This is a genomic window from Xanthomonas sp. NCPPB 2586 (assembly GCF_041475775.2).
Taxonomy (GTDB): domain Bacteria; phylum Pseudomonadota; class Gammaproteobacteria; order Xanthomonadales; family Xanthomonadaceae; genus Xanthomonas; species Xanthomonas campestris.
The window spans coordinates 3,771,384-3,798,282 of the sequence record NZ_CM192981.1; the positions used below are offsets into that span (position 1 = coordinate 3,771,384).

25 protein-coding genes, 1 tRNA gene and 1 pseudogene are annotated in these 26,899 nt (G+C 59.3%); 11 read left to right on the forward strand and 16 right to left on the reverse strand.

What is annotated here, in order from left to right; genetic code table 11:
- Positions 1 to 14: 14 nt before the first annotated feature.
- On the forward strand, positions 15 to 1,061 hold the full coding sequence (locus ACCQ09_RS16355; RefSeq protein ID WP_040940598.1) for a glycosyltransferase family 9 protein: 1,047 nt from the start codon (positions 15 to 17) through the stop codon (positions 1,059 to 1,061).
- 52 nt (positions 1,062 to 1,113) lie between these two features.
- Here the strand turns inward: ACCQ09_RS16355 and ACCQ09_RS16360 are convergent, their stop codons facing one another.
- The gene (locus tag ACCQ09_RS16360) at positions 1,114 to 1,518 is read right to left on the reverse strand and encodes a DUF6165 family protein (protein ID WP_011036195.1); all 405 of its coding nucleotides are present in this window, start codon (positions 1,516 to 1,518) and stop codon (positions 1,114 to 1,116) included.
- Between the two features lie 929 nt (positions 1,519 to 2,447).
- On the opposite strand from ACCQ09_RS16360, the gene ACCQ09_RS16365 reads away from it, so the two are divergent.
- The gene (locus tag ACCQ09_RS16365; RefSeq protein WP_162866395.1) at positions 2,448 to 3,359 is read left to right on the forward strand and encodes a CAAX protease; all 912 of its coding nucleotides are present in this window, start codon (positions 2,448 to 2,450) and stop codon (positions 3,357 to 3,359) included.
- Positions 3,360 to 3,473: 114 nt separating this feature from the next.
- On the opposite strand, the gene ACCQ09_RS16370 is transcribed toward ACCQ09_RS16365, so the two are convergent.
- The 3 genes from ACCQ09_RS16370 to ACCQ09_RS16380 are packed head-to-tail and all read right to left on the reverse strand — an operon-like array spanning position 3,474 to position 4,965.
- The gene (locus tag ACCQ09_RS16370; RefSeq protein WP_197708512.1) at positions 3,474 to 3,854 is read right to left on the reverse strand and encodes a hypothetical protein; all 381 of its coding nucleotides are present in this window, start codon (positions 3,852 to 3,854) and stop codon (positions 3,474 to 3,476) included.
- Positions 3,851 to 4,165, reverse strand: a complete 315-nt coding sequence (locus tag ACCQ09_RS16375) for a hypothetical protein (RefSeq protein ID WP_040940597.1) — start codon at positions 4,163 to 4,165, stop codon at positions 3,851 to 3,853. The genes ACCQ09_RS16370 and ACCQ09_RS16375 overlap by 4 nt, the downstream gene beginning before the upstream one ends.
- A 38-nt stretch (positions 4,166 to 4,203) precedes the next feature.
- Entirely contained in the window at positions 4,204 to 4,965 is a 762-nt protein-coding gene (locus ACCQ09_RS16380) for a hypothetical protein (protein ID WP_040940596.1), read from the reverse strand.
- A gap of 179 nt (positions 4,966 to 5,144) precedes the next feature.
- Between ACCQ09_RS16380 and ACCQ09_RS16385 the strand changes: the two genes are divergently transcribed.
- Positions 5,145 to 5,414, forward strand: a complete 270-nt coding sequence (locus ACCQ09_RS16385) for a helix-turn-helix domain-containing protein (RefSeq protein WP_052844697.1) — start codon at positions 5,145 to 5,147, stop codon at positions 5,412 to 5,414.
- A gap of 115 nt (positions 5,415 to 5,529) precedes the next feature.
- Here the strand turns inward: ACCQ09_RS16385 and ACCQ09_RS16390 are convergent, their stop codons facing one another.
- From ACCQ09_RS16390 to ACCQ09_RS16410, 5 genes are all read right to left on the reverse strand, one after another.
- Entirely contained in the window at positions 5,530 to 7,383 is a 1,854-nt protein-coding gene (locus ACCQ09_RS16390; RefSeq protein WP_040940595.1) for a UvrD-helicase domain-containing protein, read from the reverse strand.
- Positions 7,380 to 9,695, reverse strand: a complete 2,316-nt coding sequence (locus ACCQ09_RS16395) for an AAA family ATPase (RefSeq protein ID WP_040940594.1) — start codon at positions 9,693 to 9,695, stop codon at positions 7,380 to 7,382. Before ACCQ09_RS16395 ends, ACCQ09_RS16390 begins: the two co-directional genes overlap by 4 nt.
- Before the next feature lie 185 nt (positions 9,696 to 9,880).
- The gene (locus ACCQ09_RS16400) at positions 9,881 to 11,281 is read right to left on the reverse strand and encodes a site-specific integrase (RefSeq protein WP_040940593.1); all 1,401 of its coding nucleotides are present in this window, start codon (positions 11,279 to 11,281) and stop codon (positions 9,881 to 9,883) included.
- A 748-nt stretch (positions 11,282 to 12,029) separates the two neighbouring features.
- A complete protein-coding gene (locus tag ACCQ09_RS16405) occupies positions 12,030 to 12,626 on the reverse strand; it encodes a hypothetical protein (protein WP_080640147.1) in 597 nt (198 codons plus the stop codon).
- Positions 12,626 to 13,255, reverse strand: a complete 630-nt coding sequence (locus ACCQ09_RS16410; RefSeq protein ID WP_039516323.1) for a hypothetical protein — start codon at positions 13,253 to 13,255, stop codon at positions 12,626 to 12,628. The genes ACCQ09_RS16405 and ACCQ09_RS16410 overlap by 1 nt, the downstream gene beginning before the upstream one ends.
- Positions 13,256 to 14,248: 993 nt before the next feature.
- Here ACCQ09_RS16410 and ACCQ09_RS16415 point away from each other — a divergent pair.
- Positions 14,249 to 14,971 carry a hypothetical protein gene (locus ACCQ09_RS16415; protein ID WP_228428153.1) on the forward strand — a complete coding sequence of 241 codons (723 nt, stop codon included), beginning with the start codon at positions 14,249 to 14,251 and terminating at the stop codon, positions 14,969 to 14,971.
- 997 nt (positions 14,972 to 15,968) lie between these two features.
- Positions 15,969 to 16,385 (forward strand): annotated as a pseudogene (locus ACCQ09_RS16420) (XVIPCD domain-containing protein); the annotation flags it as partial.
- A 27-nt stretch (positions 16,386 to 16,412) separates the two neighbouring features.
- Here the strand turns inward: ACCQ09_RS16420 and ACCQ09_RS16425 are convergent.
- Entirely contained in the window at positions 16,413 to 16,667 is a 255-nt protein-coding gene (locus tag ACCQ09_RS16425; protein WP_040940591.1) for a hypothetical protein, read from the reverse strand.
- A 266-nt stretch (positions 16,668 to 16,933) separates the two neighbouring features.
- Between ACCQ09_RS16425 and ACCQ09_RS16430 the strand changes: the two genes are divergently transcribed.
- Positions 16,934 to 18,529 carry a MobA/MobL family protein gene (locus ACCQ09_RS16430; RefSeq protein WP_040940590.1) on the forward strand — a complete coding sequence of 532 codons (1,596 nt, stop codon included), beginning with the start codon at positions 16,934 to 16,936 and terminating at the stop codon, positions 18,527 to 18,529.
- A 52-nt stretch (positions 18,530 to 18,581) separates the two neighbouring features.
- Here ACCQ09_RS16430 and ACCQ09_RS16435 read toward each other — a convergent pair whose 3' ends face one another.
- On the reverse strand, positions 18,582 to 18,923 hold the full coding sequence (locus ACCQ09_RS16435; protein ID WP_040940589.1) for a hypothetical protein: 342 nt from the start codon (positions 18,921 to 18,923) through the stop codon (positions 18,582 to 18,584).
- Positions 18,924 to 19,237: 314 nt separating this feature from the next.
- Here ACCQ09_RS16435 and ACCQ09_RS16440 point away from each other — a divergent pair, with 314 nt between their 5' ends.
- Together ACCQ09_RS16440 and ACCQ09_RS16445 are read left to right on the forward strand one after the other, a co-directional pair.
- Complete coding sequence (locus ACCQ09_RS16440; RefSeq protein ID WP_040940588.1) at positions 19,238 to 19,537, forward strand: type II toxin-antitoxin system HigB family toxin; 300 nt, start codon at positions 19,238 to 19,240, stop codon at positions 19,535 to 19,537.
- A gap of 5 nt (positions 19,538 to 19,542) precedes the next feature.
- On the forward strand, positions 19,543 to 19,902 hold the full coding sequence (locus ACCQ09_RS16445) for a helix-turn-helix domain-containing protein (protein WP_040940587.1): 360 nt from the start codon (positions 19,543 to 19,545) through the stop codon (positions 19,900 to 19,902).
- 151 nt (positions 19,903 to 20,053) lie between these two features.
- Here the strand turns inward: ACCQ09_RS16445 and ACCQ09_RS16450 are convergent, their stop codons facing one another.
- Positions 20,054 to 21,574 carry a site-specific integrase gene (locus ACCQ09_RS16450; RefSeq protein WP_040940586.1) on the reverse strand — a complete coding sequence of 507 codons (1,521 nt, stop codon included), beginning with the start codon at positions 21,572 to 21,574 and terminating at the stop codon, positions 20,054 to 20,056.
- A gap of 85 nt (positions 21,575 to 21,659) precedes the next feature.
- Positions 21,660 to 21,750, reverse strand: a tRNA-Ser gene (locus ACCQ09_RS16455).
- A 197-nt stretch (positions 21,751 to 21,947) separates the two neighbouring features.
- Between ACCQ09_RS16455 and ACCQ09_RS16460 the strand changes: the two genes are divergently transcribed.
- Positions 21,948 to 22,652: a PP2C family protein-serine/threonine phosphatase gene (locus ACCQ09_RS16460; RefSeq protein ID WP_014506874.1), complete on the forward strand. Its 705-nt coding sequence runs from the start codon at positions 21,948 to 21,950 to the stop codon at positions 22,650 to 22,652.
- Positions 22,653 to 22,683: 31 nt separating this feature from the next.
- Here ACCQ09_RS16460 and dnaQ read toward each other — a convergent pair whose 3' ends face one another.
- The 3 genes from dnaQ to ACCQ09_RS16475 are packed head-to-tail and all read right to left on the reverse strand — an operon-like array spanning position 22,684 to position 24,563.
- Positions 22,684 to 23,421 (reverse strand): DNA polymerase III subunit epsilon, encoded by a 738-nt coding sequence (gene dnaQ, locus ACCQ09_RS16465; RefSeq protein ID WP_011036193.1) that lies wholly within the window; start codon positions 23,419 to 23,421, stop codon positions 22,684 to 22,686.
- A gap of 8 nt (positions 23,422 to 23,429) precedes the next feature.
- Positions 23,430 to 23,882, reverse strand: a complete 453-nt coding sequence (rnhA, locus tag ACCQ09_RS16470) for a ribonuclease HI (protein WP_040940585.1) — start codon at positions 23,880 to 23,882, stop codon at positions 23,430 to 23,432.
- Between the two features lie 24 nt (positions 23,883 to 23,906).
- Complete coding sequence (locus tag ACCQ09_RS16475; protein WP_040940584.1) at positions 23,907 to 24,563, reverse strand: class I SAM-dependent methyltransferase; 657 nt, start codon at positions 24,561 to 24,563, stop codon at positions 23,907 to 23,909.
- Between the two features lie 12 nt (positions 24,564 to 24,575).
- Here ACCQ09_RS16475 and gloB point away from each other — a divergent pair, with 12 nt between their 5' ends.
- Complete coding sequence (gloB, locus tag ACCQ09_RS16480; RefSeq protein WP_040940583.1) at positions 24,576 to 25,343, forward strand: hydroxyacylglutathione hydrolase; 768 nt, start codon at positions 24,576 to 24,578, stop codon at positions 25,341 to 25,343.
- Entirely contained in the window at positions 25,340 to 26,500 is a 1,161-nt protein-coding gene (locus ACCQ09_RS16485) for a lytic transglycosylase domain-containing protein (RefSeq protein WP_040940582.1), read from the forward strand. Before gloB ends, ACCQ09_RS16485 begins: the two co-directional genes overlap by 4 nt.
- Positions 26,501 to 26,899 lie beyond the last annotated feature (399 nt).

Here is a 26,899-nt window from a genome sequence, read left to right on the forward strand (position 1 = left end):
AGTCTAACAACACCATGGCTTCTACGCCTGCTTCGTTATGCCTGCTGCGCCTGTCCGCCCTGGGCGACGTCACCCACGTGGTGCCGCTGGTGCACACCTTGCAGGCGGGCTTTCCGCAGGCGCAGCTGCACTGGATCATCGACAAGGCTGGGCTGAAACTGCTCGACGGCCTGCCCGGTGTGCACTTCCATGCCTACGACAAACGCAGCGGGTTGGCCGGCATGCGCGCAGTGCGCCAGGCGCTGGCCGCGCATGGCCACTTCGATGCCTTGCTGCAGATGCAGGTCGCGTTTCGTGCCAACGTGCTGTCGGCGTTCGTACCGGCGCGCCGGCGCATCGGCTACGACCGCAGCCGCTCGAAGGACCTGCACGGCCTGTTCGTCAACGAGCGCATCGCCGACCGCCCGTGCATCCATGTGCTGGACGCCATCGGCAGCTTCGCCGAGCCACTGGGCCTTCGGCAGACCGAGGTGCGCTGGAACCTGCCGGTGCCTGCCGACGCACATGCGTGGGCCCAGGCGCAGTGGCAAGACGATGGGCGCCCGGTGTTGATGATCTCGCCGTGTTCCAGCCACGTGCGGCGCAACTGGTACCCGGACCGGCACGCTGCGCTGGCCGACCATGCTGCCGCGCAGGGCTGGCGGGTGGTGCTGTGCGGCGGGCGTAGCGGGCTGGAGCGCAGCACTGCCGATGCCATCATCGCGGCGGCAAGAACGCCGGTACTGGATCTGGTCGGCAAGGACACGCTCAAGCAGCTGCCCGCCCTGCTCGCCCGTGCGGCGCTGGTGGTCACACCGGATTCGGGGCCGATGCATATCGCCAACGCGATGGGCACCAAGGTGCTCGGCCTGCATGCGGCCAGCAACCCGCGACGCAGCGGCCCGTATTCGGATGTGCGCTATTGCGTGGATCGCTACGACGACGCCGCACGCAAGCACCTGGGCAAGCCGGCCGCGCAGCTCAAGTGGGGTACCAAGATCGAGTTCGAAGACGTGATGACCTTGATCAGCGTCGACGATGCCATCGCCGCGTTCGAGCGCTATCGCGCAGATCACCACTGACCTATCGATCAGCGTCGGCGCGCCTGCAACACGCGCCGACGATCAGCCCGCATCAGGCGCCGCTGGCGCGGTAGTCCTGGTAGGACTTCTCTTCCACGTACGAAGACCCCAACGCCAGGTTGATCTCCTTCTTGATGCGCGCGCGCTCGTCGTTTTCGATATAGACACTGCGCGCCAGCTGCACGAAGGCATCGTCGAAGGACTGCGCCTGTTCCTTGAGGCGAATGTCGTCCTCGATCACCCACAACCGCTCGTTGACCGCTTTCAGCTCCGCGCGTAGGCGAACGATGTCGTGGCCAGCAGCCGGATGCGCCATCCAGCTGGTTTCCAGCGCCGACAGCTCATTGCGCACGTTGGCCAACTTGGCCGCGTCCTGCATGCGCTCGGACTTGATCTGCAGAATCGCGATCTTGTCGAGCAGCTCACCAAAGGACACCGGCACCAGGATCTCGGACATGACAGACCTCCAACGAAGAATCGGCAATTGTAGGCATCGCGCCGGCGGGCTGCGACCTGAAAACAAAAAGCCCCCTTGCGGGGGCTGATGTAGCGATGACGCAGAGTGCGCAGAAAACAGAGGCAGCATCGAAAACGCGTCACCACGATCCGGCGGAGAGGGGGGGATTCACTCGGCACTACGTGCCTTCGCCCTTTGGGCGGCTTCGCCGTGCAGACGGCGATGCCGTCTGTCGAACCCGGGGCTTCTCACCCCCCAATGACGCCGGCGAAACTCACGCGGCACTGGCACAACGCGTCACCACAATCTGGCGGAGAGGGGGGGATGTACTGATCCCCTTCAATGTCTCGACTCTCCTACAGCCACGCAAACCAGGAAAGTGTCCTGCTTTGTGGTCCGCCATTATAGCGTGTTAGGCGTTCCCGCCGCTAGCCTGAACAGTGGACCGCGAGGCGCCCTGTCTTTTCAAGCTTCAGATGAGATTGAGGGGTTGGGCAGTGCCAGGCTTCTGCCACATCAACGCCTCACTCCTGGAAGAAGCAAGCGTATCGGCATTCACGACTGGAGTTCCTACTGGGCATTGGACCCGGCAGACGGTCTTGGAGAAGTTCTACATCGACCTGTTGAGCCTGCCTGACAGGTTGGAAATTCTTGCGAGGCTCAGCCTCGTTCGTTTCTCTTCCGGAATACGGGGCCGAAGGTTAGCCCAAGCCTAAGCTCAAAGCGCTATTAGCAGCATTGAGTCGTTTGCCACCGAGGATTGTCAAATTCTCTTGGCCCAGAAACGAAAATCCCCGGCTCTAGTCCGGGGCGGGTGTTTCGCGGCCTCCAACAGGACAGTCCTGCTCCAGCCATGTGCGTCAAGCGTATCCCTTTTCTTCCCCCACGTCAAGCCTGTACTCTGAGCTTAAATATCGGGAGATGAGGCGATGCCAAGGACGATACCGTACCGACCGGTACTGATTGATGAACTCATAACAACAAGCCGTATTTATAGCTATGAAAACGTTTTCACATACAGGGACGATGCTGAGCTTGTAGGTGCATACCTCTGGAACGCAAATGCTTGTGCCGGGCTGTATCCGCTTGTTCAGATGGTGGAGGTTTCCCTTAGGAACGCAATCGATTCGGCTTTGTCATCGAACAATAACCGATTGTGGTGGGCTAGAGGGCGATTGAGATATGCAAGCTTTCAACCGGGCACCAGCGAACCTGTCAAGATAAGAAATATTAGATCTCACTTTGAAGGTGCCGCAAATAAAGTGCGGCAAGACAAGCAAGAGCGCTATGGAAGCAGAACCTATCCAACCCATGCTGAAATCGTGGCTAAAACTGATTTTGTAATGTGGGAATGGATGCTGGACCCTGAATTTTATGGAAATTCCCTATTTTGGCCGGGACACCTTAACGCAGTTTTTAGAGGGGACTGGCAAGGAAGGACGGATTTGGAGCAGCTCACTCATGCTCGTGATCAGATTCGCTCCATCAGGAAGTTCCGAAATCGTCTATTCCATCACGAGCCGGCCTGGAAGAAGTTTGGAGTAAATGGGGCTCATGACGCTGTAAATCATCTTCAGGAGCGGGTTGGCCAGTTGTCTGATTTTCTGAGCCTTATGCACCCGGATCTACAAGCTCTCGCCGTTAAAAGTCATCTCATCTCATTAGCTCAAATAGCGTGTTCTGCTGGTGAGCTTAGAAGATTTCAATACCAAGTTCGGGAGCACACGATTGGATCAAAGCGAGGGCTCAAAGAACTAGTCCGGAAGTGCGCATTGGCGCAAGAGGTGGCAGTTGCCAGAGCACGCGGGAACTGTCCTGGATTTTTGATTGTTCCATTGTGAATTTTATCTCGATTTTCTCCTCTGATCTTTTGCTAGCTAAAAAGCTGCTGGTGATGCCTGAGATGCAAAAGAAGGCTAGACATCCCTGCTATTGAGATGACAAACCAGGCCCGCTCACTGTGTAAGCTGCACCCACAACACCAGCATGACCATGGGGAGTCCGCTGAGCACCGAGCTGACCCAGAAAGCTCCCATGACGGTCAGCGGGGTCATGACCCACCACTGGGCAGCGGTAAACCCTTGGTCGCGCCGCCGAGCCGCGTCGGCCTGCTGCGGATAGAGCCGCTCCGCTTTCCGCAGTCCTCGCCGAGCCAAAAGTGGCCCGACGACGAAGCCGAAGGGGCCCAGGAAGAGCAGGCTGAGCGAGAACCACCAGAAGAATCGGTTGTGGGGCGTCATGATTTTCTTGGGAGCAGCGCGCTGCGCGCCGTCCCCATCAAGTCCTCCCGCAGCGCCGGCGGGCGTTCCTATCATCGAATTCGTTTGGGTCTTCATTTGGCGTAGGCCCTCCAAGTGCCGTCGGCCTTCGCATAGCGAAGATTCTTACTGACCGGGATGGGCACCTGCCGGCCCTCGATGTTGAGCACGGCCTGGCCGCGCGTGTCGCAGCGGTAGCCCTCCACGCCTTCCGCTTCCACGCAGCCGGTAAGTTCGAAGTTCTGGACGTCAGTGACCTGGCCGGCGCCGCTCTGTTGAAGCAGCCTGACGAACGCTTCCTTGGCGTTGTCAGACGAGGGCTTGCCGCCGCAGGCGGTCAGGCCCAGGGCCATGGTCAGGACGACCAAGGCGATCCGTGCGTTTTTCATGTCGTTCCTTTACTGATAAGTGATGGCGAGAGGGCGGATCATTTGTCGCGGTTCCCATCGGGCTTGAACCCTGCGATCCACATGCGGCTGTCCTTGAAGGGGGTCAGCATTCCCGAAGGGCCTGGGTGCAGGTCCGCGGTCTGGATGAATCCGGCCACCCAGGCGACGCGCAGCGACACGTCCACAGCGCGGTCGGCGACCCCAGGGCGGCTCACGTTGACGACGAAGGGCTGAGCCGGCGGGTTGGGGCCCGTGGACCGCTGAGTGCCGGTGTTCGGCTTGCTGGGCGGCACGCGAATGCCGTTGAGGGCGTCCCGGCCTTTCCACAGCGCCGCGTTGTTGAGCTCCGCGGTCTCGCCCAAGTCGTCGGTTTCCACCACCGCGGCATCGAAGCAGGTGCGGAAGGTTTCAACGCTTGAAGCGGTGGGGCTGGTCCAGATGCGGGCCTCTGTCGTCCAGCAGGGCAGCGAAGCACCCCACTCGGTGAACGTGAGCGCCACTCGCGGCCAGTCCAACTTCCCAAGCTGGGCCTGCTGGTGGTTGTCGCCCTTGAAGACATTGGGCAGTTTTCCGGCGCCACTGATGGGCGCGTAGATCGAGCCAGTTCCCTGGCTGCCGGCTTTGCTGCCCGAGTTCGGCTTGATGCCGACCATCTGCTTGCCCGTGTCGGCCAACCCCTTTCCTAGTTGACGGAAAAAGCTGGACTTCTGCTCCGGCACCTCTTGAGCGTGGGCGGTAAACGGCGAGACGAGCGTCAACGCCAAGAGCGCAGCGAACGCTCCTTGTACTGCGTGCTTCATCGAAAACCCCTGCAATACCGCCCGTTTGGCTGGTGTTTGCAAATAGGGCAAATGCAGCGCAGGATTGGAAGCGGCAGACTTGGGGGTCAATTCATCCTTCGTTGGTCTTCATGCCTGCTCCGCTGCCTCCCGCATCCACCTTTGGCCGTCGTCTTCGAGAGGCCAGGCTTGCGCGAGGCATGAACCAAGCCGCCTTAGGGGCTGTTCTCGGGCTGGAGGAACAGAACTCGGCAGCTCCCAGGATTTCGCGCTACGAGCGAGGGGACCGCATGCCTGACAACGAAAGCATGGCAAAGCTGGCGGAGGCGTTGGAGCTGCCCGTGGCCTATTTCCACGCTGTCAGCGACACGATGGCTGAGGCCATTTTGGTAATGGCGCAACTCCCTCCCGAGAAGCAGGGAGAACTAGTCAAGCTCATGAAAGATTTCAGCAGCTCTGAAAAAAGCTAAGTGGCTGAGATTACTCAGCGCGGACTTTCATCTCGGCCAACTGCTGTTGGCCGGTTCATTGAGTCAGTAGTAACGGCTCTGACAGATTTAGCAGCTAGCTACTTCAGATTCCCAGCTATTGAATAGCCGTGATCACCTCTTCATCGCAGAACCAGTCGTTGTCCAGCATGAACTTCCTGACGCGCATAACGTCTTCCGTATAGGCAACGAGCGCCAGGCTTTCCGTCGCGCGGCTAGCTGTTACGTAAAAAAGCCGCCTGGTTGCTTCTAGAGTTTTCCCTTCTGTCTTTCCCCCGAAGAGATCTTCATATTTGAACATGAAGCCCCGCGCGTCATGGTCATCCATGATCACCATGACGCGTTCAAACTCCAATCCTTTCACCCCTTGGTGTGTGTCAAAGCGCGCTTTTCGAGAAAGATACTCAGCCAGAGGACCCACTTGCGAAAATGGAGTGGCTAATAACTCTCCAATGCGTTTCTGACGCTCACTGTCGATGCTTTCCTCTTCTTGGCCCGGAGGCTTTTGGACGGGAAGAACGCCATCAGAAGGGGACACCCAAGCCAAAAGACGCTCAGGAATTTCGAGCAAGTGGCGATCGGAAACACACACGAGAACTTGTTGAAGCGAAGGGTCTTGACCATCCGCCCAAAGACCAAGCAGCTCGTCCACTGCCGACTGCGCATTTCTAAGGTTCGACTGACCAGGACAGCCTTTAAGCTTCTCCGCCGTCAACAGAGGTGAAAACGACTTCAGTAGCCGCATCACGGCAAATCTATCTTTGCGCTGGTGCGCATTGACCAGTGGCAGAACTTGGTCCGTAAAAAACGTGGCCAAAGGCTGGGTGCCATTTAGCAGGCTCGTTGAGTCAATTTCATACAGCGCGACGAACACTTCCAAGCATCCGAGCCTAGCGGCTGCCATCCTGTGCTCAAGAGTCAGCGTTTTTACCGCGTCGGGTCGCCGCCAGTTCGCATCTTCTGTCAAATTAGCCATCAAGTCCGCAATTCGTTCCTCTACCCCTGGCTTGTCTTGGACGGCGGAAGGAACTACGAAGAGTCTAACAACGCCTTCGCTAGCATCTGTTCTGGCTCGCTGCTGATGAGTGTCAACAGAACCTCGAACTTTGTTCAACAAACTTACGACGCGCTTCGGGCAGCGATGGTTCATGTGCTTGCCCGGCGTGGCCCAAGTGGGGGGCAGGTCGGTTCCCAAGCCCTCTTTCCCATCAGCATAAATCTGCTGCATCGTGTCACCAATTAAGCCCAGCGAGAATGAACCTGTCTGCTGCGCTTCCACTTCAAACAGTGCGTCAACCAGATTCTTATTCGTGTCTTGGCTCTCATCGACAAGAAGAATTGGGTAGCGCCCAGCAAAAATGCTTTGCATCCGCGGCTTGGACTGCAAGAAGTGAGCAGCAATGCGGATTACTTCGGCATGGTTCAGTGCATCGCGTGTCCGATTGGTTCCAGTCGGGCTGTAGATAAAGCGCTTTATCCCGGGGAGGGATTCTAGCCTTTTGGTGTTTGCTGCGATTCTTAACTTGCGATCATCTGAGGCCTTTCCAGCGCGGCCCTTGGCTTCTTTTTCACGTAGGTCAACAAGGTCATCAGCGATTTTTTCTCTTAGCCAATGTCGTATGTCTTGGTTAAGCCCTTCGATCAATGACCAAGCAAAGCTATGGATTGTGCGCACGTCGAAAAGGGAATCGAATTGAATCCTTCGCTTGATCTCATCGGATGCTGCATTGGTGAAGGTGATAACCCCAACTCGCTTGCCTTGGCGGCGCAGCTGCTCACCCCAGTTGACTTGGACGTGCTCCAATGCAGCCACGAGCGAGCGAGTTTTCCCGGACCCAGCACCAGCGAAAAGGAAGAAGCTTTTTGGGTTGGTTGGATCGAGACATTGAGCAATCAGGATGTCGGCCGGCTGATCAATATCGTTGTTGTCAGAGTGTTGAGCCTGCCTCATTGCTTCACCTCACTTGTTGCCGGTGCCGCATCGTCTGGAGAGGTTGGTGTAAGTGGCAATTTGCCAGCAACATCATCTTCTTTACGCTTGAGCTTAGCAATCAGCCATAGAAGGCCCTTGTCGATATAGTCTGGGAGAGCCACTTCGTCCAGATCGCTGCTCTCTAATAGGGTCATTGAGAACTCTGCCTTGTCGCCATTTTTCAGAGCCTTCTGGATGCTGCTAGAGAGCTCGGTGACGTCTTTCGAATCAGCAATTGACTGCCTGATTTGCTTAGCCAAACCTCCACCCTGCAAGGATTTGAAGAAGTCGATGTTTTGGTATACCAGCGCGTCCTCGAACGTATTAGCAATGGCCTCTGCATTTTTGGTTGCGCCAAAGTCGATCTTGACCGGCTGCTGGTAGGCGACTCGGAAGCCGAACCCACTGTCATGCATCTCAGTGAGGGATGTCTCTGGCATGTCTAGTAAGAGATCAATGGACTCTTCCTGAGGAGCCCACGTTTTTATCGTCTGATTCCGTGAAGACTGTCCTGATGATCGAGCCGGAACGGCTTTGGTTCCATCATCAGCCTTTGCGTCTAAGTCTGTGATGATTAGCGTATTGAGCCCAAGTTTGGTTAGAAGGGGACGTAAGCGATGCGCGTGGCTGCCCCCGATTTCTAGCCAGGTGATGTAACAATGCCTGAGATACGCGTAGGGCGCACGGCAGCGCACCATGTGCGGGACGACTATCCTCTCAGCAGGCCCTTCCACAAGGATCGCACCGTCAGCAAAGAAAAGGTCGCAGTGGGTTGCTTTTAAATAGCGCTTCACGAAGCGAGTAGTGTCGTTCTGGGTGCCAAATATCCTTGAAAGGTTGACAACCTGGGAGATGGGGACAGAGCCTTTTATAGCTTTGACCGGCATACGCCGGAAGTAGCGCAGGGACGTGAATTCAGCTTCGTGGGCAAGATGGCTTGAGTGGGTGCTAACAACCATCTGGGTGTGATAGCCGGCTAAGCTGCCTAGGCTTTCATGCTTTCTAAGCACCGCGTAGGCATGTGCGATAAAGACCTGTTGTACTTGAGCATGGAGATGTGCCTCCGGCTCTTCCACCAATACTAAGTGCAGCGGCGGAATATTGTCGTCTGCCCATATTTTCTTCGAGGCTTTCCCAACGCGCATCCATTTGTCGCGAAAGCTCATCAACGCAAAAACCATTGAGACCAGATTTTGATATCCAAGTCCGTTTGAGTCTTCGGGCAAGCGATTGGAAAAACCAACTTCTGCGAGGTGTGTCGGGACCTCGTAGTGAACGGCCGAACCATGGTTGAGGGCGTCAAGGGGGCGAAGATCAGCCGCGTGCTTGAGCTTTGGATCTGTCAAACCTGGGTAGCCAACGGTTTCCAGCTCTTTGAGCGCTGATTCAAATGAATCTGAAAGTTGCTTGCCGAATGCAACTCTTGCTTGATGTAGCGCTTGCAGCGCTTGGAGATCCTTCGCTTCTGGTTGGTCAAAAGGGTCGAGGTGTTGCGAGTAATACTTGCGAAGCTGACTGGATAGCTTCTTCCCCAGCTGCACGGTCTCGTCTTCTTGGTCTGCATTACTGGACGCGGCCAATCCAAGTCCACGCTGAGCGCTGATCTCGTCAATGCGTATCAGGCCCTTGAAGGGGTCGCCTTCGAGCGGTTCGCTATCAGTCGGTAGCGCCTGAGGATTTGCGAATCCATCTTCTGGGTCATCCAGCATTGCTGGATCCAGTAGATAGGCCTTGACCTCAAACACCGACCGGAGCCGTCGCGACAGGAACTCAATCATCGACTTTGGCCATAGAGAGAAGGGGTCTTCACTGCTCTCGTCCGGGTCCAAGGCTGATGCCATTACTTTTTTCGTCGCCAATCTCGCATTTAGATACTCACGCTTGAAGTCGTCGGGGCTTTTCGGCTCGTAACGGAGTCGCACGCCGATAGCACTGCCATCCCAGTCAAGTGTTGGAAGAATCTTTTGAACGTAATGCAACTGATTGTCAGGAACCTGCAACCAGACATCCAATGATGGTGATATTGAGCCCCAGTCGAAGTCTATGGGCTCACCGTCTTCAGACTCTGCTTCCCAATTACTCCCGAGCTCATTGATGACAGGCCAGTGGCTCAAAGTGAAGTCATTGATGGTGAAGTCACGCTGATCCAGAAGGAAGCGTCGTAAGGCAACCATCGCTGATGTCTTGCCGCTATTATTGGCGCCGACAAAGACCGTTGATTCCTTCGCAATATCTATCCTTGTGGCAAGTAGTTTCCGAAAGTTTGCTACTTCAATAAAGTCAATGTGCACTGTTCCTCCTTCAAGCAGTGCGGCACGAAAGGCGGCTAGACGGTTTTCAACCTAACAGTTGCAAAGCGTCCTAGCCGTGCGAGGGGTTCCACGCAACTTTACGGCGTGGTGTTCCCGGGCGGAAGAGGCGCCGGGACTTGTTGAATATATGCTTGAGCTTGCTTAATTCCCTTCCGGTGGGCTTTTTAAGGGTAAAACTTGCTCGGATCAGCCAAGCACTTTGCGAACTGCCCTCGCTCATAGCGAGGCAGTTTCACGGTGGGCTGATACAGCTCCAGTGCGCTGATTTGCTTGCTGCGCGTCACCCGCGATCGCTTATGTAGGTAGTGCTCGCGCAGCACCTTGACGTGCTCCCGAGAATCGGTGCTGTGGCCCGTGACCAAGGCAATCTGCTTCTCAGGGACATCGTTGACATCGAGCTCGGGTGCCAATGTATGGCGGAAGGCATGGAACCCGATTCCCTTTTCAAATCCGAGGGTCTTCAGGTAGCGCCCGAAGTCCACCACGAACTGCTGGCTGTAACGTGCATTCGTTTCGCCTGTCGTGCGGTTCACGCCGGCAGAGAGCAGCGGGAACAAGCGGGCATGGCCCGTGGCCTTCATGTCTTCCACGAAATCCAAGAAGCCGGCTTCCAGCAGCGGCTGAGCGATGGGGATGATGCGCATGCAGCCGGCCCCCTTCATGCTTTGCCTGCTGCGCCGCTTCTTCTTCGGGTCGGCAGCCAAGTCCTTGTCCAACGTTTTCTGGAAGGCGATGCACCAGATGCCGCGTTCCTCGATGATGTCGGTCAACTTCAACTGGCAGACTTCATTGACTCGCGCCCCCGTATAGAGGCCAATCATCGGCGCCCACCAATACTGCGGCTTCTTGGCCCAGGGCAGAAAGTTGGCCGGGTCAAAGATCGTTTGAAGGTCTTCGTCTTCGAACAGGCGGATGGCCTTTTCTGGATCGATGGTGTCGTCCTTCTTGGGCTTTCGGAATGCCTTCATCGGTGACACGTCGATGGCTTGTCCGTTGACCAAGTGGTTGAAGAAGGCGACCAAAAATCGGCGGTGTCGCTCCTCGGTGGCAGGCGCCAGCGGCGGCACGTCTTGCTCTTTACCCAGGGCGATTGCCTCGTCAAAGGAGAGGTCCTTCAGCAGCGGATCCGACACCAAGTTCCTCGGAGCCCAGCGCAGCAGCGTCCAGAGCGCTTGGATGTGGTAATAGTCGACTCGAGCTGCCGAGATGTTGCCGCAGGTGAGCAGCAGCAGTTTCAACGTGCGCTCTGTGGACTGCACAGTCTTCGGGTCGAGCTGCCGGCGGCGCATGTCTTCGAGGTGGTCCTCGATTTCCTTGGCCAGTGGGCGTGACGGTGTGCCCTTGGGCAGCTGCGCGGGGTAGCGTGTGTTGTTCTTCAGGCCGCTCTTCCGTCCGGTTTCGTCGAGCGCGGCGAGGATGCATTCTTGGAGATTGATGGCGGCTTCCCGGCCTCGGATAATAGCGAGGTCAATACGGTAGCGACCAATGTGGATGCCTTCCAAATGCAGGAGGCCGAAGGGCGAAGCAATGTAATCGTTGAGTGCTGCGGAGGGGTTGCTGGTCATGGGTCACTTCCATCGAAAGATGGAAGTAGGGATATGACAGGACGAAAATTCGTCAACGGGGGCGATACAAAAATCTGCGGTGGCGGCGCAGTCCTCAGGTGTTGGGGTGTTCCCTCTGGGGTGCTTCCCGGATCCGCCAATTCGTTATCCGGCGAGAAGCCTTGTAAACAAAGGGTTTCAGAGAATTTTGTGTCGATTTATCGCAGTCAATTGCGTACTGTTTGCAGTAAATAAGCTAACTAAATGAGCTTATCGCTCGATTTTTAAAATGAATTTAAGTTAAATGTTATCCTATTATTGTTAGTCTGAATTTATATTAAAAGCAGCGATATACCTGGATCGGAACTTTCTGACATTCGATAGGGCGCGACACCGATGGCGCGACGATTGCCAGGAATGCAGGGCAAAGACGAGGACCACGCGGAATTGGTATCGCTTATTCGTCAAGAACATCAGGTCCAGATCGCTCAATGTTTGGAGCAGCATCAAAGCCCAGCTGAGTCGCTCAAAGTCACGCTCGCCGATGCGCGATCATTGGTTGGGCCACGTGACTGGTCATCTGGTGAAGGGAGATGAAGTCCAAGTTTTGGAGGCGGCAGGGAAGTGGCGGTGCGTGCAGTCAGTCGATGAAGAAGGAGGATTCTTCGTTGGATGGATGCTCAATAAGCACCTACGTCACCTACCTGTTGAACCCTAATCTCTCAGTCCAAGATGTTGGAGAAGGTAAGCATTTCGGCTTGACAAAGGTCTACCGCGCTTTGCTGTCGGATTGAGGAAGGACAACGGAAACAGGCCGCTTGCCATCCGAGGCTCGGGATGCGCCAGGCCAAAAGGCGATAGCGCCAGCAGCACAGCTGCCTCTTTCGCATTGGACTTCGATTGCCCCGGAGTTGCCAGGGTGAATTGCTGCCGCAGCTGTTGCTACCGCCAAGCTTCCACCCAAATACCAGTAGAGATTCACCGACTGCTTCCTGGCGAGCAGCACAGACAGAGAAAAGAGAGCAGCAAAGAAGCCTGCTCCGAGAAGCGCTTTAAGCCAAGTGTCCAAGAAAAACGGCGCTCGCCCGAAACCAGAGAAAGCGTAGGCGGCAACGACTGAAAACGTCAGCCAAGCCGCCGCAGCGATGGCGAAGGCCGCACCTGCTTTTTTGTGTCCACGCCAAGCTAAATCCGCTTGCAGCACAAAAAATGCTAACAGCAGAATTGGGGCTACTGCGTAGCCAAGCAACCCAACCTGGTTTCGAGTCAACAGAAAGAGCGCCGAGCAAGTCAGCGTGCCAAGGAGCAGAACTGCTTCACGGGAGCGCAGGCTAAGCCTGCGCTCCTTGATACGGACTGTGCTCATTACTTGACTTGGACCACATCGCCGACAAGGACGGTTCCGCTACCTACGCTCACTGTGCCTCCAGAAATGGTCGCTGCGCCGCTTGATGTGAGCCAGTCTATCCCGCGCTGGTAGTCAGGTCGAGATGATGCGTCCGGGCTCTCGTAGGAACTGTAATCGACGTTGATAGGCTCGCTGCTAGAAGTCCCAATGAGATTGCCAGCGGAATCGTAGGCTTCAACGTAAACAATGGCTCGCTTGGCGGAATCGTAGGCGAAAATCGCCCTGCTTTTGTCGTTGAACGTGGTGTCGATGCGAATGCTGTAATCCTCCGAGCTCCTCCACTTGTAGGCGTTGGACAGAACCTGTTGGATGAAGAAAATGAAATTTTCACCGGTGTTAGGCACTTGCCAATCGTTTGCTTCAAGCCACTGTATGACCTGTTGACGCGTTGCACCTTCCCGACGCACGTCAAATGCACTGGCGAATGCTGCTGATTGGTCTGCTGCAGGTGCAGCCATCTTCCTGGCTGAGTTGGGTGTGACAGTTCCATTAGCTAGGTCGATCTTCACGTTGAGCGTGCCGATGTTTCCGTAGCTCCGATATACGGATGAGTAGATGGCGAACTGGTCGACATCTGCCTGTGCCACAGGTCGCTCTTGAATCCCGGGCGGGGCCACAGAGACGGGTCCGTTTACCGTATTGACCGTGTAGAGGTAGGGAACGCCAGTCATGCGGTCACCGATGTAGGCTTGACCGAGACCAGAAGTCAGCTGATTTGCAAGCGCTCCTCGCTGGGCCTGTGTGCAGGAATCACAGAAGTGGATCTCATTTGCAGTGGCTTGTCCAATAAATCCTGCGAGCATCAGGCTGCCGAACATCGCAATCGTCTTAATCATCAAAAACTCCTTTTCGGTCCCCTGCTATATCAGGGTCACACCCGTCACTTCCTGTCGTCAAACCTTAATCCAGTCGTGATTTCTGAAGGTAGAGCTCGGTCACACTTGACGGCTACTTTTTTTTTAGAAAGTTCTGGATTTGTCCGATCTTGGCATGTTCAAAAAATTTCCTTGAGTGTCCTATGTCAGAAGTTTCTGACACCCCAATGAGGGATGGGCCTAGGGCGAGAAATGTTCAGTTGTAATGCTACTTTGACGAACGCGGGGTCGAACGTCGCTCACCCCACGCGACGCTTTCGCAGCGTCATGCCAGCACCCACAAAAAATCCGAAGGTTGCTCATCCACGGGAATCCTGAAGCTCAACTCGGTGCCGGGATAAGGCTCAAAAACCCCATAGCAGAACTGTTTCCATGGCATGAGTTTCTTGGCTCTCCCCGGCTACTCGGAGTGGTAGCTTTCCGCCTTCCAGGCGCGTAAGAGGCAACACCTGGTCAGCGGTGATCCAAGGCGTGTTGGCGTCGGTGGCTGCTGAGTCGAGATTGCGGCTTGCTTGGGACATGAGCGCATCAATGGAAGCATTTCACTCAATGTAGCCCAGCGATCGAAACGTGGCCCACGAGCGCCTCGCTATACCGGGAGATTTGTCACACAACCATGGGGTGCGTCCGACAATTCTCACGTTTGACCTGCTGGGCCACTGTGCGGATAGACTGAGCCTCCCAACTCTTTACATGAGCTGGCTTATGGACTTCAGCCGCAACGGACGCCCCCTCTCCTGTGCCTTGGTCATGACATTGGCCGCAGGGGTTTTGACTTCGGGACTGGTGGCGTGCGCTCAACCTTCGGCCTTGCCCCAGGAGACCACTGTGCAAAACCCACCAAGCCAGGCCTCGATTGAGGCGGAGCAGAACAAAGCTGCTGCGGCATCCGATATCGCGGCGGATGCCGCGGCAAAGGTCACGCCTCGGCTTGTCGATGAAGACGACTACCCCGAGTTGCAGCCGGGGCCCACGTTGACTGCCCCCGCACTCATCAAGGTCATAGCTCAGTTGGCACAGGCTCTTCGCTCCCAAGCCGACACGGCCCCCGAAGCCGTTGAGCAGGCCACGGGATTGAAGTTGCCCCCCGATGCCAAGGGGCGACGCCATGGGGCTAGGGGCGCTTTGGAGAAGGCGGGCTACGAGGTAGCGGTTTGGAAGCCTTACGCCAAGCACCCTGGCTATTTGATAGAAGTGTCAGTCATTCCGCCTGGTTCATGCGAACTCACCATGGACGCGGTGCAAGCGCCGTTGTTGTCGGCAGGCTTTCGGATGACCAAGCCGGGTTTTGGTGACGACCATCGGATCATGTTCGACAAGCAGGCCGGTCAAAATCTTGGTGTCTACATCGCCGTCAAGACAGACAACCGCAATGACCCGCACTGTGTTTCGAGAGTGACTTTCGAGTTGGAGCCAATCGATGGTTGACCCACGTGTCGAACAGCTCCTTAGCGAGGTAGAGAAGCAAGCCGGGTTGCCGCCTTCGGCTGCTCGGGACTTTCGCGAGGCCGTCGAAACCTCTCCCTATCTTGCGTCTGCGATGGCCCAGGCCATCGAGAGCGGCAGCTTGCGCCACCTGTCGGTCTCAAACCGTCCGAACGAGGGTGGGCACTACGACGCGAGCACGGGCACGGTCAACGTCAGCTCGGATGTATTCCAAAGGACCAAGCAATCGGATCGCGTGGATTTGCTGACGGGCGTGTTAGGTCACGAGACCGGGCATGCACTGATGGCCAAGTCGGCGGAACAATCGCGATACAAGCTTGCCTACGGCATCGACCAAGCCCTCAAGGAGGGAGCCCAATACGGTGAGCCGGTGGTGGATGTCACTCCTATAGCCAAGGAGTATCTTGCCTCCGCTCGCCGGGACGAGGGCCTTGCAGAGTTGATGAGCATGAACTCTGTAGCAAGCCGGGTGGCCACGACCACTGGCGAGGTCAACCAAAAAGATTTGCTCCGCCGGCTAGACCCCACGACCGCTTGCGTCACCAACGAACAGTTGGAGCCCGGTGTCCGGCTAGATAAGCATGGATTGCAGCTTACGCAGGGCCGCATTGCTAGCCCTGCCGTGGAGGCGGTGGCCGAGTGCCATTTTGACAAGGGCGGCAACACCTTGGGACACAAGGGCACCTCGGCCTACCAGGCTTACTACACGGCTTACGCCATTGGTGCAGCTGCTGATATTTGGAAAGACCGTGCAGACGCCACGGCGCAGCCGATGCCTAAGTTGGGCTACAACCTGCAGGAGTTGGGGGTGAGTGCCCAGCAAGCCGAAGATGCGGGTATTGACCTGGGCGGGATTGGCAAGACGTTCGGGTTTGCGGATACCTCCCAGGGACAAGTGCGTCAAGTGGAGGTGCGGCAGTTAGGCGCCGGCAACAGCAATCGCCCTGAGTTGATGTCAGGAAATGATGTCCAGCCGCAGCGGATTTTGGCCGACAACCCGGCCCATGCCGACCATCAGACTTATGCCCGCATCCACGACTGGGTCAAAGGCACGGGCAACTGGAACGAAGAAGAGACCAGGAATGTCTCAGCTGCGCTTTATAAGCAGCAGGTGGACGACCCGTTGCTCAAGCGAGTGGACAGGGTCACGGGAGGCTTAGGAAACGATGGCGCTCAGAACGTCGTTGCGATCTATGCCCCGCACGGGTTGGACAAAGCGCCGCAGTTCCATGCCCACGTGGATGGGCGCGAGGCCTCGCAGGAGCCGGCCCAGCAGAACCTCCAGCAGGCTGAGGTCATCAAGCAGGACCAAGTGCGTCAGCAGCAGATGGAACAGACGCAGCAGCAAACAGCGCAGCAGGAACAGGGGCCGACGATGACCAGGGGCGGTCCCTGAAAAGTGCTCGCCGTGATGACGAGGGCTCTAGTGAAAAGAGCCAGCACGATTTCTCATGTGGCTGCTAAGCAACGTTTCCAGTTCTGCGTCGTCCAGCAGGTGCGCACCAGTGGAAACCACGAGGTCCGCCACGCGCTGCCGTCTTTTTATTTCTTCGCGCTTCGCCGTTTCCTGGGCCTTCGCTTCGCGGCGCTGGTTGGCTAAAAGCTCTCTTGCTTGCAGCTGGGCCAAGCGCTCGGTGGCGCGTTGGATTTGGTCTCGATAGTGATTCGTTGCGGTCATGCATTTCTCCTGCTTCGTGCAAATGAGTCAAGCAGGGAAAAGGCTCGCGTCAAGCACCGAGGTGGTCTCGAATTTCGTCCGCATTGAAAATCGAAAAGCTTGAAAAACAGGGCTTAAAAGAAAGAAGCAAGAGCGCACCTAGGTGTCACTGCGTGACACGTGCGCAAGGGTCTTCGCCCCTTGAACCCCAAGCGCCCAGGGCGCTTGCGAAAATCCAAAGCCGAGGCATAAACCAAGCAACCCCACTGCTTCGGAGTCGCCGCCTCATGGCCATCTACCACGCCAACGTCAAGACGTTTAGTCGCGCCAAAGGGCATTCGTCCATCGCAGCGGCCGCCTACCGTGCCGGCCTGCTGCTCGAGGACGCAATCACCGGCCTGCGCCACGACTACCGCCGCCGGGACGGCGTGGTCGAAACGCGCTGCATTGCTCCCGAAGACGCGCCCGACTGGGCCCTGGTCCCCGCCGAGCTCTGGCCGGCTGCGGAGGCCGCCGAGCGCCGCAAAGATTCGACCGTCGCGCGCGAGTTCGAGTTCGCGTTGCCACACGAACTCGATGACCTCCAGCGTTCCGACTTGGCCGTGGAAGTCACCCGTGCGCTCGTCGGACGCTATGGCTTTGCGGCCCAGGCCAGTATCCACAGCCCTGGCAGCAAGGACGGCTTGAACTGGCACGTCCACGTCCTGGCCACCACGCGTCGTATGGGGCCAGACGGTCTCACGGACAAAACCAAGGAACTGGACGGCGGCCCGTCGGGACGTGTCGAGGTGCAATGGGTGCGCGAACTCATCGCCTCCACCATCAACGCCCATCTTGAAAAGGCGGCGCTTGAGATTCGGGTGGACCATCGCCGCCTTGAGGTCCAAGCCGACGACGCTCTGGCGCGTGGCGACCTGGCCGCGGCTGCCGTGCTCTCACGGGAGCCCACCAAGCACGTCGGAAAAAATGGCACAGCGCTGGCCCGGCGGGGCCAGCCGTCAGAGCGTTCGGACGCAAACCGTCGAATCGAAGAGACCAACGAGGAGACCTTCCAAAAGCTCATCGCCGTGTTTGAGCAAGAAGGACGCGCCATGCCGGTGCCCGATGGTCATAGCCAGGCCCAGGCCGAGCGCGAGGCTCGCCGACCTTCTGATGTGCTGTCCCTGCAGCTCAGGCGCGGGGCTGGGCACATCGAGGTGTCCCCCAGCATGGCGACCATTGCCCGTGGGCTGGGACTGATGGAGGCAGAGGAGGCCAAGCCGCCCCGCGAGCCACGTTCGGTCGCCGAGCTTGCGGAGGAGGCCAGCGACGAATGGGGAGTGGCTGTTCAAGCGGATCCCCGCTTGGCTCAAACGCTCCAAGCAACCCTGGACTTGGTGCAGTGGATCAGGGAACGCGTGGCTGCCTTCGCCGACGAGGCCCGGCTGCGTCCGGACCTCAACGAGCTGCTGCGGCGGCTGCGGCGCTTCAAGGCAGCCGCCATGAGGTTCGCCCGGCGACTATTGGCGGTGCGCCGAGCGGAGAAGCTGCATCACATGGCCGAAAACTCATGGAATGATTTTGTTGCGAACAGTCCCGAGCCCGGTCCGTCGTGGATGCAGGGGGGATGGAAGCAGCGGCGTGGTCGTCGACTGAGCACCCTCGAAGCCCGGTCCGCAGAGTTGGCCGATGCAAGGGCCAGAGTGACCCCGGAGGAACAAGTGCTCTGCGAGAAAGAGGCGTCGGCAAGCGCAACGCATCTGGAGGTGTGGAGCCGAGACATGCTCCAGCGGTATCCCCTCCAGCTCGACATGGCGAATGAACTCGATGAGCCTCGTCCAAACCCTGCTATTTCCGCTCCTCCCGCAACTGCCTACGTTCCCCGGCCGCCACGCTTCCACTGAAACCAAAGAGCCCCGCAGTGCGGGGCTCAATGTTTGCGGGCTCTCTGCCGGCTCAGTGAAGGGTCGGACGCTTCTTGTTGCGCACTGGATCCAACTGTGCGTCCCTGTTCTTACGCCCCGCTCGCCATTCCTCAACCGACGGAAACTCTCGCACGATGACGGCCTCGCGGGTGCGCACCGGTTGGGAGGGCTGGGGAGGAGCATGGTCCAAAGATTGGGCGGCGTTGCCCCCACCTGGCGGTTTCTTCTGGCTGTAAATGATCAGCTCGCCAGCGGAAGACCAGGCGTTGCAAACATTTCGCTGGCGCACTAGGGGCTCGTCAGAAAGCGTCTGACTCATCAGAGCTGCGAGCAATTGGCTAGCGAGTTCGAACTGTTGGGGTGTGGTGGTCATGGAAACTCCTGTGTGTGGGGAAGTCCTCATCCAACCAAGAATTCGCGACTGCGCAAGAGCTCGCTTAGAGCGCTGTTTCACAAATTTGAATACGGGTCAAAATTTGATGACTGCTATGTCATAAGGAAGCAGTTAAGCCGAGTCGGGCAATTCGGGCTTGTGTGTGCTTCAACCGTCGGTTTCCCTCTGCTGTGACAGGCGATTCTGTCAAAGTAGCTTAGCTCAAGGTGACTTCGTCGGATGAATCAGAGAAAGGGGGGAACACCAATCCCTATCTTGCTTGACAAGTCCCAAAATGGGACTATGATTGCGGCATGAGAGTCATCGCCATTGCCACGCTTAGGGACTACTGGGAGGCGAACCCCCCAGCCGAACAACCCTTGAAGGCGTGGTATGACGAAGCGAAGGCGGCCACTTGGAAGTCACCGCAGGACATCAAAAACGCTTACCGAAATGCAAGCATCATTGCCAACAACCGAGTGGTGTTCAACATCAAAGGCAATGATTACCGATTGATCGTGGCGGTGGCTTATCGAGTTGGCATTGTTTACGTGAAGTTTATCGGCACGCATGCCGAATACGATCAGATAGACGCCGCAACCATAGAGGTTTGACTGACATGAACATCACTCCCATTCGCACCCCCTCTCACTACAAAGCTGCACTGGAGTCGATTTCCAAGCTTGTGGAGGCTGATCCCGCGCCCGATAGTCCGGAGGGCGAATACCTGGACGTGATGGCCACGCTCATTGAGGCCTATGAAGCCAAGCAGTTCCCCATAGAAGCGCCAGATCCGATCCAGGCAATCAAGTTCAGGATGGAACAGGCCGGGCTGGAGCCCAAGGATCTTGCCGCATCGATTGGCAAGCCAAACCGCGTGTATGAGGTGCTCAACGGGAAGCGGGGCTTGTCCATTGAGATGATCCGCAACCTTCGTAAAAACCTTGGCATCCCTGCCGAAAGTTTAATCGGCGCTTAGCCCCTCGACCCCGCCCCAGCGGGGTTTCTTTTGAACTATTGGCGACGAACCAGGCTACCGTCCGCTCGGCCTTTCTCACGTTGTTGATCGGGTGGTATCGCAATCGGCCAATACGGCCACTCAAGATTTGTGTGTGCAAGTCCAGTAGTGCTCATGCGGGTTGTTTCCTTGTTCTGGTTGGCTTCTTGCTGGGGGATGACTCTTCGAGCAGAGGAAGCAGCGCGTCGAGACTGAGGCTGTAGGCGAGCACGGACAGCCCCGGCGAGACGCTCCCTAGACCATTGAGCTTCTCCTGAGCTGTGAACGCCCGGCTGTAAGTGACGTGGTGCTCGTCGTCCAATTCGTGACCGACCAACTGAGCCCGGAGCTCGGACACCACGCCGGCGCCTTGCAACTCTTGGATCAGGGTTTTGCGCAGCGAGTGGAAACCGCGCTTGGCCTTGGGCCAGTTCTTGCCCACCTCGGCCAGGTGCCGGCTGAAGGCTTTGGAAATCCAGTTGCCCTGCCCGTTCTTGGCATCGGCTTTGGCCGCCGGGAACAAGCGCTCCTGGCCCTCGGCTCGCGTCCGCTCGACCCAGTCCAGGAACCCGAGGGCAAGCAGGTCGGGGTGGACCGGCACCGTCCTCAAGCTCACATCCGTCTTCACCTTCTGATACTCGCCTTCATCCGAAATCTGGATACAAGGAATACCGCCGTCCTCAATCACGTTGGCGCTCAGCAGTTGGCCGACCTCCGAGGCGCGGGCGCCGGTATACAGACCAATGAGGGAAGCCCATCGCGCGGCCAGCGGCAAGGCTTCGAAGGCCGCCGGCGCAAACAAGGCCTGGACCTGGTGGGCGTCGTAGGCTTTGAAGCCGAACTTGCGGCGGGCGCGCTTTTCCCGGGTGGAGTAGCTCACGTGCCCGGAAGCGGGATTGTCTCCACGGGGATAGTGGCCCGAGGCCTGGGCCCATTCGAAGAAGCCGCCTTTGCCACCGATGTAGGATTGCTTGTTGGCCAGCGTGGGCGTCGAAGCCCCCTTGTCACGCATGTCCTGATACCACCGGGCCAGGTCCGAGCGGGTGACCGTGTGCAGCTTGGTCTTCTCACCCAGGAAGCCGGTCAACAGCTCGATGGCGGTCCGCTTGATGGTCCAGGTCTTGGGCAAAGTGCTGCCCTTGAGGCTGTTCAGCCAGGCGTCTCGGGCCTTGCCCAGGGCAATCGTCTCAACGGCGGGTTTGGTCGTTCGCCGTGGCGTCGGGAGAGGCGGCACGTGCTGATGAATCAGCTCCCCCAACGCACTGGGCTGCGGGGCGGTGAGCGCCATCAGTTGCTGGAAGAGCGTGACGTCCTCTGGGGTGTCGATCTGCCATTGCTCGGTGATCGACCCATCCGGCGAGCACGTCCGATTCAAGGTCAGCTCCTGAGGGCGTTGGGTGCCGGTCAGGCGCGCCAGGAGCGCGTCCAGGTCGTCGTCTTGGCTTTGCATGCGTCGGTCCCTCAACACAGTGAAGACCTGAGCATAGCGGGCGGCCAGGGTCAGCGCGCGCAATCTCGCCTCCCGCATGTCGTAGGTGTGCAGGGTGCGTTTGAAGGTCTGGCGACCCACGGCGGGCTGCAAATCGACCGGAACGCGCTGGCGATACGACCAGAGGCCGGAGGGGGCTCGAACGAGATGATGAGGGATGCGCATGGGCGTCGTGTGTCCCGACTTGCGCAGCTGTAGCCAGTTTTTACGCTAACAAAAAGCCCCTGATTTCTCAGGGGCTTGCGCAATCTGGCGGAGAGGGGGGGATTCGAACCCCCGAGGCGCTATAAACGCCTGCCTGATTTCGAGTCAGGTACATTCAACCGCTCTGCCACCTCTCCAGATGGTCCCCGGTGTCCCGGGGTCGTGCATCATACGGGCACACGCGGTTTGCCACAAGCGGGCGCGGCCTCCCGCAGAGACCGCAGTGGCAGGGCCGGCGTGAACATCCGCCGCGGCCATTGCGCCCCATCGGTTGCCCGCCGCCTGCGGGGCCGCGATGATGGTGCGGCACCTCTCATCCTGGCGACCCCGCACCATGCTCGAATTCGGACACCTCACCCACGTGGGCCTGCGCCGTGACCTCAACGAGGATACGTACTATGGCGACAGCGAGCTGGGGCTGTGGCTGGTGGCAGACGGCATGGGCGGCCACGCCTGCGGCGAGGTGGCCAGTGCGTTGGCGCGCGAAACCATCGTGCGCGAAGTGCGTGCCGGTACGCCGCTGGCCCAGGCGGTGCGCATCGCCGACGAGGAAATCATCAAGACCTCGCGCCGCTGCAACGACACCCTGCCGATGGGCACCACCGTGGTGGCCGCACGCGTGCTCGGGCAGCGTTTCGAAGTGGCCTGGGTGGGCGACAGCCGCGCCTACCTGTGGCGTGACGGCCGGCTGGCGCAACTGAGCCAGGACCACAGTTATGTGCAGGAACTGATCGCCCAGGGCACATTGACCAGCGAGCAGGCGCGCGCGCATCCGCATCGCAATGTCGTCACCCAGGCGCTCGGCGTCACCGACCCGGCCCATCTCAATGTCGCCACCATGCAGGGCGAGCTCAAGTCGGGCATGCAGCTGCTGTTATGCAGCGATGGGTTGACCGAAGAAGTGGACGACACCGCGATCGCCGCAACGCTGTCGCAGGCCGATTGCAGTGCCCAGGAATGCGTGGAATGCCTGGTCGCCGCCGCACTCGATGGCGGCGGCTCGGACAACATCACCGCCATCCTGGTGCGCAGTCACTGACTGCGCGGGCAGCGCGTCCTTCAGCGTCGCCTTAACTGGCGACCGCGACCTCGTCCAACTCCGGCGCATCCCACAGCGCACGCCCGGCCTTCTTGCGCAGCCGCTCCAGACGCGCCTCGTGCGCCTGCAGCTCCGAGGGCGTCACCACCACGCGTGGGCGCGGCAGCAACAGCGACGGATCGAACGCGATCATGCCCTCGCCGCCTTCGGCATGCTGGCCGGCATCCATCGCGCCGAAGCCGATCTCTTCCTGCCCGGAGGTCAGCGCGATGTAGACATCGGCCAGGATCTGCGCATCGAGCAAGGCGCCATGCAACTGCCGGTGCGAGTTGTCCACGCCCAGCCGTTTGCACAATGCGTCCAGCGAGTTGCGCTGACCGGGATAACGCTCGCGCGCCATCATCAAGGTATCGACCACGGTGGCGCGGTCGATGATGCGGCCAAACTGATCGCCCAGCAGCGACAGTTCGTTGTCCAGGAAACCCAGGTCGAACGCGGCGTTGTGGATGATCAGTTCGGCGCCGTCGATGTAGGCCAGAAACTCCTCCACCACTTCGGCAAACACCGGCTTGTCCGCCAGAAATTCCAGGGTCAGCCCGGTGACTTCCTGCGCGCCGGGCTCGAAGTCGCAGTCCGGCCGCAGATAACGATGGAAGTTATTACCGCTCGGGCGGCGCTCCAGCAGTTCCACCGCACCGATTTCGACGACGCGGTTGCCCTTGCGCCATTCCAGGCCGGTGGTTTCGGTATCGAGAATGATCTGACGCATGCGTCCTCTTACGATGTTGCGAGGCCACCGCGCTGGGCGATGGCCTGATTGCGGGCAAGCACGTCGACGCGCTCGTTGTCCGGGTCGCCATTGTGGCCTTTCACCCAGCGCCATTCGATGGTGTGGCGCTGGGTGGCCGCGTGCAGCCGCTCCCACAGCTCGCGGTTCTTGACAGGGTCGCCGCCGGACGTCTTCCAGCCGCGCCGCGCCCAGCCAGGCATCCACTCGGTGATGCCCTGGCGGACGTATTGCGAATCGGTGTGCAGCAGGATCTGGCACGGCTCGGTGAGCGTTTCCAGCGCCATGATCGCCGCCATCAGCTCCATGCGGTTGTTGGTGGAATTGGCTTCGCCGCCGGCCAATTCCTTCTCGCGACCGTTGTAACGCAGCAGGGCGGCCCAGCCGCCCGGCCCGGGATTGCCGAGGCAGGAGCCGTCGGTATGGACTTCAATGGATTTCATCAGGACCTAATTTGGATTGCGATGTCAGATCGTGGCCACAGGCTGCGGCCAACGCGACGGCAGGGCGATCGGCGTCGGACCGATCGGCGCTGCGGCACGCTTTTCCACTTCGAGGAGATACACCGCACGCCAGGGCGCACGGCTCGGATCGGTGGAGCCGCGGCCGGGGCCCCAGATCGGCCCCAGATACCGCTCCTTGTCCACGCATTGCAGCCCGGCCCGCTGCGCCAGCAGCCGCCACCGATCCGGGCGCAACGCCACCGGGCCACGACGCGCCCAGCGGAACCGGTACGGGCTCAGCGGGTTGAGCGTGAACAACCACAGCCGCCCACCCGGCATCAGCACCCGCTCGCATTCGGCCAGGAACTCCGCCGCCCCATTGACCACCGCATGCTGCACCACGATGGCCTGCAGGCTCTCGGCCGGTAACGGGAACGGCAGCGCACAGCGCGCGTCGCCGCCAAAGCGACTACCGCTGCGATACAGCCGCAAGCCACGCCCCTGCAGGGCGTCGCGCGGTGGCAGATCAGTGGTCGGAGTGACCCACAGCCAAGGCTGCGACGGGCGCGTCTGCAGCGCCGTGAGCGCCAATTGGCGCTCCAGCTGGAGCAGGCGGCGGCCTCCACCCGTTTCAAACCAGGATGAGACACCAGCTTGACGGGAGAACGGCGTGGCAGGCATGGTCCCAATTCTATGCGACTCACCGCCCTGCCCGCATTCGACGACAACTACATCTGGGCCCTGGTCGCCGATGATGGCCGTGCAGTGATCGTCGACCCTGGCCAGGCAGCGCCGGTGCTGGAGGCCGCGCAGCGCGAGGGCTTCACTCCGGTGGCCGCCCTGCTGACCCACCACCATGCCGACCATATCGGCGGTGTGGCGGAGCTGCAGCAGCATTTTCCGGCGCTGGAACTGTACGGGCCGGACGACGAACGCATGCCTGCGGCCACCCGCCACGTCGCCCACGGCGACACTGTGACGGCCCTGGATATCGACTTTGCGGTGCTGGATGTCCCCGGCCATACCCGCAGCCATGTCGCCTATGTGGGTGACGGGCACCTGTTCAGTGGTGATACCCTGTTCAGCCTAGGCTGTGGGCGGATGTTCGAAGGTACGCCCCCACAGATGTTCGACGCCTTGCAGCGTCTGGCCTCCCTGCCAGGCGAGACGCTTGTGTGTTGCGGCCACGAGTACACCTTGGCCAATGCGGCCTTCGCGCTGCACGTCGATCCCACCAACGCTGCCTTGCAGCGCCGTCAACAGGAAGCCCAGGCAATGCGTCATGCAGCCCGTCCTACCCTGCCGATTTCGCTCAAGAGTGAACTGGCCACCAATCCGTTCCTGCGTCTGCATACTCCCGAAATTCGCGCCGCGGTCACCGCACACGCAAGCATTTCGATAACGAGCGATGTAGACGTATTTGCCGAACTTCGGCGCTGGAAAGACGTATTTCGCGCATGAGGCGCCTGCTTCTGGGTGTGTTGGCCGCGCTGTTGGCCGCCGCACCGGTCGCCGGCTCCGCCAGCGGGTCAAGCACCTCTGCCACCGTCAGCAGCCCAGCACCGGCCGTACGCAACGGCCGGGACATCTTTGCCTCCTTCCTGGAAGGGCGTGCCGACCCGGGCTGCGATACCGAGCACAGCGATCGGCGTTGGGAGCAGCACTTCTCCCGTGCGCCGGCCCGCCTGGCCGATGATGGGCAGGACGTTCTCCCGCTGTTTGGCTACGTGGTCGACCAGCTGCGCGAAGCCGACATGCCCACCGAATTCGCCCTGATTCCCTTCGTGGAAAGCGGCTACCGGCCCGGCGCACGCAACGGCAGCGGCCCGGCAGGCCTGTGGCAGTTCATCGCCACCACCGCGCGCAATCACCACGTACCGGTCGGTGCCCAGTACGACGGCCGCCTGTCGGCGGTGGATTCCACCACCGCGGCAGTGCGCTATCTCAAAACCCTGTACGGCATGTTCGGCGGCGACTGGCGCCTGGCGCTCATGGCCTACAACGCTGGTGAATACCGCGTCTTGCAGGCCATGCGCAGCGCTGGCATGAATGCGCAGAACGCCCGTCCGGCCGAATTGCCGGGCATGTCCAAGGTCACCTACGAATACGTGGAAAAGCTGCACGCGCTGGCGTGCGTGCTTGACCATGCGCAGGAGCAAGGGACCTTGATGACGTCGCTGGATCGCCCGGTGCCGGTGCTGACCGAGCACGCATTGCCGGCCGGCACCAGCCTCACCACCTGGGCTGGGCAGCGCGCACTGGAACCGCAACTGCTTGCCCGCCTCAATCCGGCAGTGGCCAGCGCCCGTGCAGCGCCGCGTGGCGTGCATGTGCTGGCGCCGATCGCGCCGGCACAACCCGGGTCCGCTGGCGCTGTTGTCGCCCTGGCTGATCGCGCTGCAGATGCGGATGAGGGCGGCGGTGCCACTGCGGTGGCCAGCGTCCAGACCTCCAAGCGCAACAGCGCGCGCACGCACACCGTGCGTAATGGCGAGTCCGCGTGGGCCATCGCCAAGCGCTACGGAATCACGGTCACCACGCTGCTCGCCAGCAATGGCCTGGACAAGCGCGCGGTGTTGAAGCCGGGCATGGTGCTGTCGTTCGAAGATTCGCCCTGAGCCATCAGCTGCGCTTGCGGTGACTCGCCGGTGATTGCTCGGTGTGCGCTGCGCCGCGCGACTGCAAAGCTGCAGCATTTTCCGGGCATCGCGTTTGAGAGCCTGCGGCGACAAAGGCGCTTTGCGCGGCCCCGCTATTCCTTGAGCAATTATTTGCCTGCGGCCGAGCTTTCCTGCGCAGTGATCCGTCGTCGGGAGAACGCGGCCGAAGGGCCGATGCGTGCAAAGTTGCTCACACTGGCCGGGGCGTGACGCTTGGCTTGGGGCGCCCATCCCAGCACATGGGGAACAAAGCACGGAGCACACCAAGTGCGAGGCGTTCGCGCATGCGTCGCGAGTTCTTTGTCTAGGTGACAGCCACCAAGCCGCTTTCGCCGACGTACGTCGATCCGGTGATCG